Annotated in this window: 8 protein-coding genes; all 8 read right to left on the bottom strand. The window is 73.9% G+C overall.

Annotated elements, in window-relative coordinates:
• Position 1: 1 nt before the first annotated feature.
• The 8 genes from ACIO3P_RS01550 to ACIO3P_RS01515 all read right to left on the bottom strand — a co-directional run bounded on the left by ACIO3P_RS01550 (position 2) and on the right by ACIO3P_RS01515 (position 14,598).
• Entirely contained in the window at positions 2-3,391 is a 3,390-nt protein-coding gene (locus ACIO3P_RS01550; protein ID WP_401849815.1) for an amino acid adenylation domain-containing protein, read from the bottom strand.
• A gap of 43 nt (positions 3,392-3,434) precedes the next feature.
• On the bottom strand, positions 3,435-4,259 hold the full coding sequence (locus ACIO3P_RS01545; RefSeq protein WP_401787315.1) for a phytanoyl-CoA dioxygenase family protein: 825 nt from the start codon (positions 4,257-4,259) through the stop codon (positions 3,435-3,437).
• 167 nt (positions 4,260-4,426) lie between these two features.
• Positions 4,427-6,262 carry a hypothetical protein gene (locus ACIO3P_RS01540; RefSeq protein WP_401849813.1) on the bottom strand — a complete coding sequence of 612 codons (1,836 nt, stop codon included), beginning with the start codon at positions 6,260-6,262 and terminating at the stop codon, positions 4,427-4,429.
• Positions 6,263-6,341: 79 nt separating this feature from the next.
• Positions 6,342-11,903, bottom strand: a complete 5,562-nt coding sequence (locus tag ACIO3P_RS01535) for an amino acid adenylation domain-containing protein (protein WP_401849812.1) — start codon at positions 11,901-11,903, stop codon at positions 6,342-6,344.
• Between the two features lie 39 nt (positions 11,904-11,942).
• Positions 11,943-12,254 carry a helix-turn-helix transcriptional regulator gene (locus ACIO3P_RS01530; RefSeq protein ID WP_329822680.1) on the bottom strand — a complete coding sequence of 104 codons (312 nt, stop codon included), beginning with the start codon at positions 12,252-12,254 and terminating at the stop codon, positions 11,943-11,945.
• Positions 12,255-12,341: 87 nt separating this feature from the next.
• Positions 12,342-13,169, bottom strand: a complete 828-nt coding sequence (locus tag ACIO3P_RS01525; RefSeq protein ID WP_329822681.1) for a hypothetical protein — start codon at positions 13,167-13,169, stop codon at positions 12,342-12,344.
• Positions 13,153-13,767: a phosphopantetheine-binding protein gene (locus tag ACIO3P_RS01520; RefSeq protein ID WP_329822682.1), complete on the bottom strand. Its 615-nt coding sequence runs from the start codon at positions 13,765-13,767 to the stop codon at positions 13,153-13,155. The genes ACIO3P_RS01525 and ACIO3P_RS01520 overlap by 17 nt, the downstream gene beginning before the upstream one ends.
• 21 nt (positions 13,768-13,788) lie before the next feature.
• Positions 13,789-14,598, bottom strand: a complete 810-nt coding sequence (locus ACIO3P_RS01515; protein ID WP_329822683.1) for a class I SAM-dependent methyltransferase — start codon at positions 14,596-14,598, stop codon at positions 13,789-13,791.

Genomic DNA, 14,598 nt, shown 5'->3' with positions numbered 1-14,598 from the left:
CTCACTCGGGCCGTTCCGCGCCGGGATCACCGGCGGGGCCCAGCAGTTCGTCGAGCAGCATGTCCAGCCGTGCGAGACCCGCGCCGTCGTCCGCGGCGCCCGTCGCGCCGGCCTTGTCCCGCGCGGTCCCCTCTCCGGCCTCGGTCCCCTCTCCGGTCTCGGCCCGTGCCACGAGCCCGGCGAGGCCCGCGACCGTGGGGTCGCCGAAGAAGCCTGTGAAGGGCACGGTGACCGAGAACTCCTCCCGGATGTTCGTCAGCAGCCGTGCCACCAGCAGGGAACTGCCGCCCAGCCGGAAGAAGTCCTCGTCCCGCCCCACCGCGTCCGTGCCCAGGACGGCCGCGAACCGACGGGCGACGCGCCGTTCCCGCTCGCCGCGCGGCTCGACGCGCTCCCCGCCGCTGCGCCGGGCGGAGCCGAAGCGCGGCTCCGGCAGCCTCCGCTGGTCGACCTTGCCGTTGACCGTCAGCGGGAACCTCTCCAGCAGGACGTACGCCGCGGGCACCATGTACGTAGGCAGCCGGGCCCGCAGGAACTCGCGCAGCCCCTCCTCGTCCGGGTCCGCCCCCGGCAGCGGGGTCGCGTACGCCACGAGCCGCCGGTCGGCGGAGCGCTCGCCCCACACCCGGACGAAGGCGGTGCCCACCTCCGGGTGCTCCTCCAGCACCGTGCGGACCTCGCCGAGTTCCACGCGGTAGCCGCGGATCTTCACCTGGTCGTCGGCGCGGCCGAGGAATTCGAGGGTGCCGTCGGGCCGGTACCGCGCCTGGTCCCCGGTCCGGTACAGCCGGGCGCCCGGCTCGCCGGAGAACGGGTCGGGCACGAAGGCGGCGGCGGTGGCGGCGGGCATACCGAGGTATCCGTGGGCCAGACCGACGCCGCCCACGCACAGCTCTCCGACGACACCGACGGGCACCGGACGTCCCCACGCGTCCAGCAGATACACACGGGACGCGGTGACGGGCCGTCCGATCGGCGCCCACGCGGGCCAGTCGGCCGGATCGCGCGCGAGGGCGTGCGCCGTGGTGACATGGGTCTCCGAGGGGCCGTACTCGTTGTACAGCCGCCCGTCCGGCAGGTCGGCGAACAGATGACGCAGGTCGTCCGTGACGACGAGCTGTTCCGACCCGGAGATCACCGTCCGCAGGGTCTCCGGGAGCCCACCGCCCGCCCGGTGTCCCTCGGCCATCTGCTGGAGCGCCGCCGCCGGGATGAAGAGCCGCTCCACACGGAGTGCGGTGAGCAACTCCGCCAGGCCGTGGACGTCGCGCCGCTGGTCCTCCGAGATGAGGACGAGCGTCCCGCCGGCCGCGAAGGTGGAGAAGATCTCCTGGAAGGAGACGTCGAAGCTCAGCGAGGCGAACTGGAGGGTCCGCCGCCCCGGCGGAACCGGGGCGTAGCGTTCGAGCTGCCAGCCGACGAGGTTGCCGACCGCCCGGTGCGGCATGCAGATGCCCTTGGGGCGGCCGGTGGATCCCGAGGTGTACGTCACGTACGCCACCGCGTCCGCAGGGATCCGCGGCACCGGGCCGGGGACGGCGGGCGCCCGCCCGCCGACCTCGGAGACGTCCAGGAGGCGCGCCGAGGTCGGGGGCAGCGCGGCGCGGGTGTGCGCGTCGACGAGCACCACGGGGGCGGCCGTGTCCTCCAGGATCATGGCGAGGCGGCCCGCCGGATGATCGAGATCGAGGGGTACGTACGCGGCGCCCGCCTTCAGCACCCCCAGGACCGCGGCGACCATGGCGGGGGAGCGGCGCACCGCCACGGCCACGAAGTCACCCGGCCGCACGGACGCCTCGCGCAGAGCGTGGGCCACCGCCTCGGCCAGCTCGTCGAGTTCGCCGTACGTCACCTGCCGCCCGTCCTGCTCCAGCGCCGTACGGCCGGGCTCGGCCGCCGCCCTGCGCTCGAACCACTGGTGTGCGAGCGGTACGGGGGAGGGCGCGCTCCCGGTGTCGTTCCAGACGCGCAGGACCAGATCGCGTTCGGCGGGGCCGAGCAGGTCGTGATCGGCGAGCGGGGTGTCGGGGGAAGCGGCGAGGGCGTCGGCGAGACGGCCCAGCCGGCCGGCCATCCCCTCCATCGCTTCCCGGTCGAACATCGACGCGTCGTACTCCAGGGTCAGCCGGGTGGAGTCCCCGGCGCCGGTGGCGAACAGCGCCAGGTCGAACTTGGCGTCGCCGCCCCCGGCCGGGATCTCCCGGCACGTGGCACCGTCCAGCTCCAGGGCGTCCACGCCCTCGCCCTCGGCGGCGAACCACACCTGGAACAGCGGGTGACGCACGTCCTGCCGGGGCGGGTCCACGGCTTCGACGACCGCGTCGTAGGGGGCGGCGCCGTGGGTGTGGGCCTCGGCGAGGGCGTCGGCGGTGTGGGACAGCATCCGCCGGAAGGAGGCGCGGGCCGGTACCGCGAGCCGCAGCGCGAACGTGTTGAGGAAGAAGCCGACCGTCCGGTGGGTCTCGGGCCGGTCGCGCAGCGTGGCAGGGGTCCCGACCACCATGTCCCGCTCCCCGGTGACCCGGTGCAGCAGGGTGGCCCACACCGTGAGCAGCACGGTGAACGGGGAACAGCCCTCCGCGCGGCCGAGGTCCAGCAGCGCGCCGAGCGCGGCGGGGCCGGCGGGGACACGGACCCGAGCCGCCGGGGAGTCCCCGGGCGGACCGGAGACGGGCAGGTCCATGCGCCGGGGAGCGTCCCGCAACCGCTCCGCCCAGTAGCTCACCTGGGGCCGCGTCAGGTCCTGCCGCTCATGCTCCCGCTCCGCCCAGTCCAGGTACGAGGGGCCCGGGGCGCCGTCCGCCCCCTCACCGTCGCGGGCGGACCGGTAGAGCGCGGCCAGATCGCTCTGGAGGATCCCCAGGGACCAGTCGTCGACGAGGATGTGGTGCAGCACCATGCCGAGCGTCCAGCGGCGTCCGGGGTGCCGGTAGAGCGTCAGCCGCACCGGCGGCGCCTGCGCCAGGTCGAACGGGGCGCCGGCCCGCTCCGCCAGCGCCGCCGCGAGCGCGGCCTCGTCGTCCTGGTCCGGGGCCGCGGCGCCGAGGTCCACGATCTCCACCTCGGGCGGGGCGTCGAGCACGACCTGCTCCAGCGCTTCTCCCGCCGCGCGGAAGACGGTCCGCAGCGCCGCGTGGCGCAGGCACAGCCGCTCCAGGGCGCGTACGAGGGCCGGCTCGTCCACGTCGCCCTCGACCCGCCAGGCCGAAGCGACGTTGTACGCGGCGCTGTCCGGCCGCATCGTCTGCGCCAGCCACATCCGCCGCTGCCCCCGGGAGAGGGGGCCACGGCTCCGGTCCCCGCGCGGTGCCGGTCCGTCCCCACCCGGCCGGGTGAGGCCCCGCTGGGCGAGCAGCGCGGCGATCCGCTCCTCGCGACTGTCCACACTCATGGCGGTGTCTCCTCCAGGCAAGATCCGAACGAGAGGCCAGGCGCTACTTTCGCAACACGCCCTGGGCGCGCGGGAATCCGGCGGCCAGCGCGTCGTCGCCGACGGTCACCACCGGGTCGGGGGTGCGGCTCGCGAGGAACTCGGGGCGCGGGTGGGGCACTTCGCGCAGCGGGTTCTCCACGCTGTTGTAACTGATCAGCACCATGGTCCTGTTGTCCGGGGACATGTTGGGCCCGGAGCCGTGGAGGAGGCTGCTGTGGAACAGCAGCACGGACCCCGCCGGGGCCTTGGGCGCCACGATTCCGCGCTGTTTGGCGGCGGACGCCAGCGCCTCCACGCGCAGGGAGTACTTCAGCTTCGACGTGAGGGTCCGGGTCCAGTCCGCGTCATGCGTGTCGACGGCGCAGAGCCCGTCCCGGTGCGACCCGGGGACGAACATCAAAGGGCCGTTGAACTCGTCCACGTCGTCCATCAGTACCGCCACGCTGAGCGCCCGGTCGGTCGGCATTCCGTCCTCGTCGCGCCAGAACCGGTAATCCTGGTGCCATTCCCACACATCACCCACGAGGGCGAGCTTCGCGTTTATCTTGAACTGGAACACATGGACGTCACTGCCCAGCAACTGACGGGCCGGCTCGACCAGCCGGGGAAGCCGCACCAGCGTACGGAACACGGAGTTGGTCTCGTGCACACCGTGCACTCCGCGTACGACGCCGCTGCCCTCCTCCAGGACCCGCCGGGGCGAGTCCTCGTCGAAAACCACCGGGAGTTCTCCGCGCAGTACGTCGAGTTCCGCGTGGTTCAGGTACCGGGGCAGCAGAAGATATCCGTCCTCCTCGTACTGCTCGATCTGTTTCTCGGTCAGCAACGGAAAGCCTGCCTCTCTGATCGGAGGTCTCTCGTGCCTTCGCAGGATTTCAATGACGGTGACGGCCTGTTGAGTCACGGAAAAACGGGACTTGACACCACCGGTGCATTCGGACGCATGCCGAAATACCCTCCGGGCACCGGCGGAATCCGCGTCCTACCTCCCGCTCACTCCCGCTCGCGCTCGTCCGGCGCGACGGTGAAGTAGACGCGGCTCACCGCGATTCCCAGGTCGTGCACCGCGAAGGGCAGCAGGCAGTACAACTGCGGTACGGCGTCCTCTTCGATCTCGACCGTGAATTCCGCCCGCGCGGGCCGCCCCGCCGCCACCTCCACGCGCCGCAGCGCCGGCCGCACCCGCACCCGGATGGTCGGCGACGGCACGATGCCCAGGTTCACCGTCCCCGCCCGCCGCGCCACGGCCTCGACCCGCACCGTGATGCTCGTCCCTGGCGCACCACCGATCGGGGTGTCGACGCGCAGCAGCGGTGCCCCCACGAGCGCGTTGTACACGTCGCCGCACCGCGTGCAGACTCCGCGCACCGTGTCCGTCACCTGGGGCACCACCCCCCGGTGCAGATAGCCGTCCAGCGGGCCGCCGCACGCGCACGCCGCGTCAAGGGCGGTCCACTCCTCAGCGACGCTGCGTTCGCCGAAGTACGTCGAGAAGTCGAACACCGGGTCGTCGCGGTGCTTGGCGAACCGCTGGGCCAGCGCCAGGTCGAGCGAGGTCACCTCCTTCGCGACCGCCGCGAGCGCCGCCCGCCGCTCCGGGGCGGCACCGGTGACCGTACGCACCGTGTCGCGCAGCACGGTGTCCGCGAGGGGACGCAGCCGAGGGCGCAGCGGGTGGTCCTGCGCCGTCAGCCCGCTGTCCAGCAGACCCGACAGCCGTCCGCCCACCTCGCGCAGGTACGACCCCGCGGCCTCGCGGTCCTCGATGTCCTCGCCGCCGGGCACGACCGGCTCGTGGGCCGCCGCGGGTGCCTGGAGCCCCACCTGGACGAAGGCGGGGTAGGGGTTGATGTCGGCGAGCCGGTCGTTGAGGGCCCGCGCGGCGCTGCCCCGCTCGGCGGCCCCCAGCCAGGCGAGGACCTCCGGGCGCTGCGCGTCGCACGCGAAGAGGGTGGCCACGACGGTCTGGGCCGGCCCGTCCACGGCGGCCAGCAGACCGAGGTACTTCGGGTCGTACGCCCCGTGGTCGGCGAACGGGCCGCTGAAGCAGTTGGCGAGGACGAGTTCGGCCGCCCGCACCGCACGCGCCGGCACCAGCTTGTCCTCCGGCTTGACGCATCCGAGCCCGAAGGCGCACTTCGGCCCCTGCCGCCCCGGCTCCCGGTCCCCGGCGGGGCTGAGGCCGCACACCGTGAACTGGCCCAGGTGCAACTGGTCCTCGGTGCCGTTGCCGTGGAAGAGCAGACGGCGCCACACCCGGTTCAGGGCGAGCCCCTGGATGTCGCGGTGGCGCATGTCGTCGGCGCCGAACCACTCCACACCGGGCACCGGGGACGCCGAGTCCAGCGCGGAGAACATCCCGACCGGCCCCCGGGCGTCCGGCGCGGCGTACTGCTTGGCGATCATCCAGCTCACACTGTGCACATCACGTCCCGTGAGCAGGAACAGGTTCCGCGACGAGCGGTGCGTGGCGTCGACCAGGGGCCGCAGCTTCTCGGCGGTCAGCTCCGGATACGCGCCGACGACCAGCACCGAGCCGGACTCGGGCAGGTCGTCCACGTCGGTCACCCAGGTCAGGGCGAGGGGGCGGGCGGCGCGCAGGACGGGCTCGGGGAGGGCGTCGCCGAGGACGACACCGGTGGCGCACGGCCGGACCGCCCCGCGGGCGGGGTAGACGTCCTCGGCGAGCGCGACGCCGTCCAACAGGTCCTCCCGCGCCCCGGTCCACACCGGCACGGGGGACGTGGCGGAGTCCGTGAACCGCGCCACCGCGGCCCGGTACTCGTCCAGCGACTTGCACGGCAGGAAGACCGCCTCGGGGGAGCTCATGGGATGCCTCGATTCCTGGAGGGCCTCGATGGAAGTCGGCGCGCGCCGGCGCGCGTCCCGCCCCGTGGGCGCGGGTGGGTCAGGCGCCGTCCGAAGCGCGCTCGACGACGTACTCCCGGCACAGCTCGCGCAGGTCCTCGGCGTGCACCTCGCGCCAGCCGGCCGGGACAGACAGGCCGCTGGGCCACACCGCGTGCCGCCCCGCCTCGTTCTCGACCACCCGGAAGGTGCCGTACTCGTCCTCGTACGGGTCCTCGGGCCAGGGCTCGGCGAGCACCTCGACCCGGCCGTCCGCGCACCGCCGCGCGGCGCGGGCCGCGCGCCACATCCGGGCGCCCGGCCGCCGGTACGGGTCGGGGAGGAACCGCTCCGCGGTGTCCCCCGGCAGGTCCGGGTAGCCGGAGGCGACGCCCGCGCCCGCGACACAGAGCGCGCCGGTGGAGCCGGGCGGCACCGGACGCAGCGCGGCGTCCAGCACGTACATGTGGTGGTTCGGGGCGACCGTCACCCCGCCGTCCGTGCCGTGGACGCGTACCAGGCGCGCCTCCTCCGGTCCGCCACGGTGGACGAGACGCAGACCGAGTGCCCCGGCGGCGCGGACCAGCGCCGGGTCGGGGTCGTACGCGTCGCCGGTCACGGTGAGGGAGCGCAGCGCCTCGGGACGCCCGTCGCGCGCGGCGATCGCGTGGCACAGCCGCAGCGCGGTCTCCTGCCCGGCCATCGCGTCCCGCGCCCCGCTCTCCGCCAGCCAGACGGCGAGCGCCCGCGGGTCCCCGAGCGTGCCCGGCCGGGGTACGAGCACGGTGTTGCCCGCGGCGAGCGCCGCGAGGAGGTCCACCGCCCCCGCCGTACCGCCGTACGTGCCCTCGGCCAGCCAGGCGGCGCGCGCGCCCGGCAGGGTCCGCCGGCGGTACGCCGCCGCGGCGTCCACGCGCCGCGCGCCGATCCGGCAGCCGCCCGCGACCGTCCCCGCCTCGCCGTGGAGGACGAGGCCGCCGTCGGCTCCGGCCCGGGCAGCGGCCACCAGGGCGGCCACGTGGTCGACCGGGGAGGCGAACGGCGAAGGCGGCCCGCCGGGACCGGCCTCCCGCCCGCTCGGCACGGCGCCGACGCCTTGCGCGCGCAGCGCCAGTTCCGCGTACGTGACCACCGTGCCGGCCGGCCCCGCGGCGTCGGCGCGCTCCAGCGCCGGGGTGCCGGGCGCCTCGTGGATCGTCGCGTCCAGCAGCCGGGCCACCGTGCCCGGTTCCAGGGGCTGTTCGTCGCCGTTCCACTGCCTCTGCGCCCGCTCCAGGGCCGCGGGGGCGATCAGATCGAGGCGGCCCACGGGCCGTTCGGGGTCGTCCATGGCCGAGTCGAGAAGAGTGATCCACGCGTCGACCAGGTCGGCCGCAGTCTCCCCGGCCACCGCCTCGCCCCGGAAGAACGCCGTGACGCCGATGCCCTCGCGGGCGCCGGTGTGGCTCTGCTCCTCCGTCAGCACCAGGCTCAGATCGGCCCCCTCGCACGGAGCGGGCGCCGGCTCGGCCGCCGCCTCCACCCCCGCGACCTCGGCGGACAGGACGGCCGGGCGCCACAGGGCGAGTGCGACGCCCCCCGGCAGGGCCGGCTCGGCGCCCGGCCGCAGGCAGGCGTGGACCACCGCCTCGTGCGCCCGCCGGACGAGTACGCCGAACGCCGGGTCGCCCGAGGTGTCGATCCGCAGGGCGCGGGCGGTGGTCAGCGGGGCCACGGTCCGGCGGGCGGCCGGGCCGCCGGACCGTGCGACGGGGACCGTGGTGACGACCGGTCCTTCGGCGCCGCGCCGGGAGAGGAGCGCGGCCAGCGCCGCGTGCAGCAGCGCGGACAGGGTGGTGTCGTGCTCCGTGGCGTACGCGGCGAGCCGACCGTGCAGGTCGGCCCCGATACGGGCGCGGTGGACGCCGTGCGCGGGGACGCCGCCGTCCGGCCGTCGTCCGGTGGCGGTGGCGGTCGCGGTGGGCAGGGGAGTGGGCCGTACCGCGTCCGGTGCCGCGACCCGCTTCCCGGGCTCCGGCCCGAGCGGGGGCAACGGCTCCCAGCGCGGGGCGTGTTCGTTGACCCGGGAGCGGTATGCCTCCAGCAGATCGGCGCCGAGCGGTGCGAGCGACCAGACATCGGCGAGCCACGGATGCAGCCGGACCAGGAGCAGATGGTCGTCGGGACCCACTTCGTGCAGCTCGGCCCGCCACGGAGGGGTGGTGCCGTACGGATCGGGGAGCGGGTGGCCCGCCGCGCGCAGCACGTCGGCGACGCCGGTCCCGGACGGCGTACGGAGGACCGGCAGGTCGACACGGACCGCGTCGGGGGCGCCGGTCGCGCGCTCACCGCCGCCGCGCGGCCCGGTGGCGGTGAACGTGGCGCGGAGCATCTCGTGGCGCCGGGCCACGTCCCGCAGCGCGGTGCGCAGGGCCTCCGTGTCCAGGGGCCCGGTCAGCCGCAGCGGCAGCAACCGGCAGGTGTCCGCGTCCGGTTCGGGTGATGCGGATGACGGCGCCTCCCGCCCCGGGACGCCCTCAGGCCGGTGGGGCAGGGCGGTCTCCTCGCCGAGGAGCGCGGCGAGCGCGGCCGGTGTGGGGGCCTCGTACAGCGCGCGTCCGCCGGGGTCGACCCCCAGGGTGGTCCGCAGCCGGGAGAGGAGCCGTGCGCCGGCGAGGGAGTGCCCGCCGGACAGGAAGAAGTCGGAGTCGGCGTGGAGGTCGCGCCTGGGCATGCCGAGGGTGTCGGCGAAGAGGTCGCACAGGGTCTCTTCGAGGGGGGTGGCGGGCGGCAGCCCGGGGGCGGACTCGCCGCGTACGGGCTCGGGCAGCGCGTTGCGGTCCACCTTGCCGTTGGTGGTGAGCGGCATGGCGCCCAGGGTCGTGAGGGTGGCGGGGACCATGTAGTCGGGGAGGTGTTCCCGCAGATACCTGCGGAGTACGAGAGCCGGGTCGACGGTACGGTCGAAGGCGGTCGGGGTGTTGGCGCAGTCGCTCAGCTCCCGGGGGTCGTCCTCCGCGGTGACGAACACCGAGGTCAGCCGGCCCGGCGGAAGATGCCGGGGGTCGAGCAGCACCACGTCCAGCGACCCGTCCGGTGGTCCGTCGGTACCCCGCGCACCCGACCAGGTCGCCAGGGCCTGGTAGCCCATGCGCTCGGCCAGCGCGCACAGCTCCTCCGGGTCGCCTGGCCCTCCCGCGCCGACGGCGGGCGGCGACGCCAGGGCCGCCAGGGCGGCGGCCACCGGGGCACCCTCGGCGAGCGCGGCCGTGGCCGCCCGTTCCCCCGCGGTGCGCGCGTCGGGCACGCCGGTGACCCGGAGCCGGGCGGGCCGGTGTTCCTTCAGGTGGCGGGCGAGCTCCTCGGCGTCGGCGATGTCCTTCCCCCAGCCGGCCCGGGGCGCCTCCCGCAGGTCGGCGGCGGGCGGAGCGGTACCGAGCACCGCGTCGAAGCGGTAGCGCGTCAGCTCGTTGTGGCACCGGCCGCGCTTGACGCGGACATCGGTGGAGCGGATACCGGGCAGGTCGCGCGCCAGGATGTCGAAGAAGCCGGGGTCGAGGAGCAGTTCGGTCTCCACGGTGACACGTTCGTGGATCTCCCGGCGCACGGCTTCGGCCTCCCGCTCCGTGCCGCCGGGGGCCAGGGCCACCCCGGTCTGCATGTGGTGCTGGAGCGCGGCGTTGCGCAGGTCGCCGAGGAACACACAGCCGCCGGGGGCCAGCAGCGGCAGGACGCCCTCGATCACGGCGCGCAGGTAACCGGCGTCCGGGAAGTACTGGACGACCGAGTTGAGCACGACGGCCGTGAAGTGGCCGCGCGGCAGTCCCGCGGTGATGTCGGCGGCCTGGCAGCGCAGGGTCACCTTGTCCCGCAGCTCGGGCCGTTCGTGGAGCTGGAGCCGGAGCGCGTCGAGCACGGTCCCGGAGAAATCGGTGGCCCAGTACTCGTCGGCGCCGGGCGCCAGGTGCGCCAGGAGCAGCCCGGTGCCCACACCGATCTCCAGGACGCGCCGGGTGTCCAGTTCGCGGATGCGCGCCACGGTGGCGTCGCGCCACTCGCGCATCTCCTGCCGGGGGATGGGCGCATGGTCGTAACTGCTGTTCCAGCCGACGAAGTTCTCGCCGAAGCCCGCCGTGTCCGGCTCGCTGTAGAGCGTCTCGTAGATCTCGTGCCACTCGGCCGTCAGCGCGTCGACGTCCGCGGTTCCCGACGTGGCGGGCACGACGTACGCGGCGAGGCTCTTGTCGCCGGTCGGGGTCCGGCGCGGGACCACGGTGGCCTGGGCGACGCTCGGATGTCCGACGAGCACCGCCTCGATCTCGCCCGGTTCGATGCGGAAGCCGCGCAGTTTCACCTGGTTGTCGACGCGGTCCTGGAAGACGAGGGCGCCGTCCTCGCGCACCGTGACCCGGTCTCCCGTGCGGTAGAGCCTGCCCTCCCTTCCGTCGCCGTCGCCACCGCCACCGCCGTCTCCCGGGTCAGGGCTCCCGGCGGAGGCGGTCGGGTCGGGTACGAAGCGCTCCCCGGTCAGGCCGTCCTGGCCCAGATAGCCCCGGGCGAGGCAGGGGCCGCCGAGGTACAGCTCCCCGGTGCCACCCGGCCCCACCGGGGACCCCTGGTCGTCCAGCACGCGGGTGACGGTGGCGCCGATCGCCTTACCGATGGGGATGGGCCGGGCGGTGTCCTCGTGCGCGCCGATCTCGTGCCAGGTGGCGAAGGTGGTGGCCTCCGTCGGCCCGTAGACGTTCAGCAGCCGGGCCGGGGGAGAGGTGTCCAGTACGCGCCGTACGGTACGGGGGTCGCACACCTCGCCGCCGAAGAGCAGGGTGCGCAACGGGGCGAAGGCCGAAGGCCGTTCGTTCGCGATCTGCTGGAAGAGCGCGGTGGTCAGGAAGAGCACGGTCACCCCGTGGTCGCGCACCGCCGTCTCGAAGGCGATCGGGTCCAGGACGACGTCCTTCTCCAGCCCGACGACCGTGGCGCCGGCCCACAGCGTGGCCCAGATCTCGAACGTGATGGCGTCGAAGGCGGGGTTCGCCGCCTGGGCGACCTTGTCGTCCGCCTCGATGCGGACGTAGTCCGTGGAGTTCACCAGGTCCAGGACGGCGCGGTGCGGGACGACGACGCCCTTGGGCGTGCCGGTCGTCCCGGAGGTGTAGCACACGTAGGCGGTCGCCTCGGGGCCCACGGACACCGGGGCGAAGGCGGCGTCCCTGCCCGCGATCCGTTCGGCCGCGGCGTCGAGGGCGATCACCGTCGGGCCCGTGTCCGCGTGGGCGTCGGCGAACCGGGACAGGGTGACGACGGCGCGTGCCGCGCAGTCGCGTGCGATCAGCCGCCGCCGCTCGTCCGGGTGCCCGGGGTCCAGTGGTACGTACGCGGCGCCGGCCCGTACGACCGCGAGGAAGGCCACCACCAGATCCGCGCCCGGCGGCAGACAGAGCACCACGTGGTCCCCGGGCCGCACGCCCTGCGACACGAGGTCACCGGCGAGCCGGGCGGCCCGCCGGTCCAGCTCGCGGTAGGTGAGCGTGCTCCCCTCCGCCGGATACGTCACCGCGATCGCGTCAGGGGCCGACTCCGCGTGCCGGCGGACGGTTTCGACCAGCCCCGCGACGCTCCGGGATCCACCACTCTCAGACATGCGCGCCCACCCTTCCCCGTTGGTCCGACCGGTCGCACATCACGCGGCAGCGGCGCCCGAGCCGCCCATGTCATTCGTCAAGGAAATTCCGAGGCGGACGATATCCGCGTGTGTTTCCACTTCACATTTCTGACGTACTCGTCGAATATAGGTATTGACGGTATGTACGCTGATTCCCAGCCTGGTGGCGATCTGACTGTATGTAAAACCCCGGGCGACGTATTTCACGACCTGGAGTTCTCTGGGCGACACGCTCTGGCCGTTCACGTGTGCCCCATTTTCGGGTTTACTCGCTGACCTGTGCAACGCACGTTCCCCCTGCGGATCATCGGCAAAATCGAGCTCGGTCAACCCTCAACGGACGTCAAATATAGGGCACTTGGCTCGCGGTCGCCATTTCGGGCCCTCTTGACTTTTCCAGCGGCTCATGATGGGTGGTCACCCGGTGAATTCCGTCGGTGATATCAGTTCGTAAGCGGTCCGGACCACTTCGGGGTCGCGCAGAAGATCTTCCTGACCGACCGGGAACCGGATTTCCCGCCCGGTGAGCCCACCGGTCCGGCCCGTGGAGAGCAGAGAGGTCGCCGACGCCCAGCCGGGCCCCGGCCCCAGGGCCCGCGCCGCCGAGAGGTACCCGGTGTAGGAACGGAACAGCCTCGTGAGCTGTTCGGCGAAGTCACCGCCGACGCCCATGCGCGCGAGGGCGGTCCGGTACGCCTCGCGGTACAGGGCGACGAACGCCTCCGCCGCCTTGTCGAAGTCGTCGCCCACCGCGTCGCGGATCCGGCCGATCCCGCGGCGCAGTTCGGCCCGCTCCTCGTCGCTCACCCCGTCCATCCCGTCCACCGCCACGCGGATGTCCCGGTCGAGGCTCGCCACCGCAGGCACCTCCGGATCGAAGAGCAGCAGAGCCGGCCGCTCGCCCTGCCGGCGTTCCACGAGGTCCGCCAGACGCGAGGCGAACACGCTCCCCGCGCAGTAGCCGAGCACCGCGCGCACCGGGCGGGCGGCGGGCCCGTACGCCACCTGTCCGGCCCACCAGTCCAGGTGGTGCCGCGACCGGTCGTCCTCCGGTCCCGTGGCGGGCGCGTCGGGCGGCGGCACGGCCTGCCGTACGTCGAGCGAGCCCGGCAGCAGCCCGGCGAGTTCGGCGAACGTCGCCTCGCGCCGCCCCGTCGTGGCGAAGTCCACCGCGAGCACCACATCCCCGTCGGCGTCCGGGACGAGCGGAGCCCAGGCGGGCCTCGCGTCACCGCTGCCCGGCATCCGGTTCCTCCCCGTACACCTCGGCGGCCACGGCCACGATCTCGGCGAAGCGGGGCACCTCCGCGGAGCGCGCCTCGACGGCGTCCGCGAGAGCGGCCACGGTGCGGTGACCGAACAGGGTCGCCACCGGCAGCTCGATGCCCAGGACGGCCTGGACACGGGCGAGGACCCGCACGGCGCGCAGCGAACTCCCGCCCAGCGTGAAGAAGTCCGCGTCCACCCGTGTGACGGGCGCGTCGAGCACATCGGCCCAGATCGCGGCCAGCCAGCGCTGAAGGTCACCGGCGGGCGCCACGGCGTCCTCGGACGCGGCGGCGTCGTCCGGCCGCCCGCCGGCGTCCCCGCGGGCCGCGTCCCCCGACGGGGACGACAGGTCCGTGACCGGGACGAAGCGCAGACACACCGCCTCGTCCGGCAGCAGCCGCGCGGTGTGCGCACGCAGCTCCGCCTCGCCGGGCGGCGACCCGGGCTCCGGCACGTAGTAGACGGTCAGCTCGGGCCGGGTGTTCTCCCGCGACGCGGTGCCACCCGCTGTGAGCAGGTCCTCCAGCGCGTCGAGCTGGGAAGGGGAGAGGCCGGCGATTCCGGGGAGGGACACGGAGTTCCTTTCTGCCACTGCTCAGCGGGTCGCGGTCACAACGGTCATCCGGTCCGTCCACCAGTACTGACAGTCCGGCGGCGGCTGGAGACCGTCCACGACCTCCACCGCGAACGAGGAGAAGTACCGCAGCAGACCACGCTGGTGACGGCGGCTCAGCGAGTCCCGCTCGTTGGTGTAGTACGTGAAGACCCCGCCGGAGCGCAGATGGGCGGCGGCCTCGCAGAAGAACGCCTCGGCGACCGTGCTGTCCCGCAGCACGTACTGGTCGAACTCGGCCTCGCTGGTGGGGAAGGCGTCCCACAGGATGCCGTCGAAGTCACCGAGTCGCGGCAGCGCGGCCTGCCAGTGCCCCCGCAGCAGCTCGATGTCGGAACCGGGGCGCTCGGCGGCCCACTGCCGGGCCTTGTCGAGCACGCCGTCGTTGTACTCGACGATGGTGTGCGAACGCACCCCCTGCTCCTCGATGAAGGTCGCCGACAGCCCGAGGCCGAACCCGATCTCCAGGATGTCGCCGTGGGTGGCGGTCACTCGCTCCGCCATGCGGTGCATGAGCCGTTCCTCCCAGTCCTGCATCACCTGCTGGCCCTCGATGAGGAGCTGGTCGTCGTGGTAGTCGGCCTCGCTCTCGTCCCAGTTCGCGTGGATCTCGCCACGCGTGGTGCCGCCGATGAAGTCCGGCGCGATGACGTCGAGATGACGTAGCTGCTCGGCCAGCTCGTCGACGGCGCGGTGGATCACCCAGCGCCGCTGTTCCGCGCGCGGCGCGTCGATGAAGGCGTCCCGCCGGATGTCGAGATCCACGGCGAAGTCCTTGTAGCGGCGCAGCAT

This window comes from Streptomyces sp. NPDC087310 (assembly GCF_044744405.1).
Lineage (GTDB): Bacteria > Actinomycetota > Actinomycetes > Streptomycetales > Streptomycetaceae > Streptomyces.
Note: the sequence above shows the minus strand (reverse complement) of the source record. Positions and strands in the feature narration are given on the sequence as shown.

Coding starts and splice junctions, on each gene's coding strand:
- ACIO3P_RS01515 (WP_329822683.1), bottom strand. CDS start 14,598: ATGCTGCGCCGCTACAAGGACTTCGCCGTGGATCTCGACATCCGGCGG.
- ACIO3P_RS01540 (WP_401849813.1), bottom strand. CDS start 6,262: ATGAGCTCCCCCGAGGCGGTCTTCCTGCCGTGCAAGTCGCTGGACGAG.
- ACIO3P_RS01535 (WP_401849812.1), bottom strand. CDS start 11,903: ATGTCTGAGAGTGGTGGATCCCGGAGCGTCGCGGGGCTGGTCGAAACC.
- ACIO3P_RS01525 (WP_329822681.1), bottom strand. CDS start 13,169: ATGCCGGGCAGCGGTGACGCGAGGCCCGCCTGGGCTCCGCTCGTCCCG.
- ACIO3P_RS01550 (WP_401849815.1), bottom strand. CDS start 3,391: ATGAGTGTGGACAGTCGCGAGGAGCGGATCGCCGCGCTGCTCGCCCAG.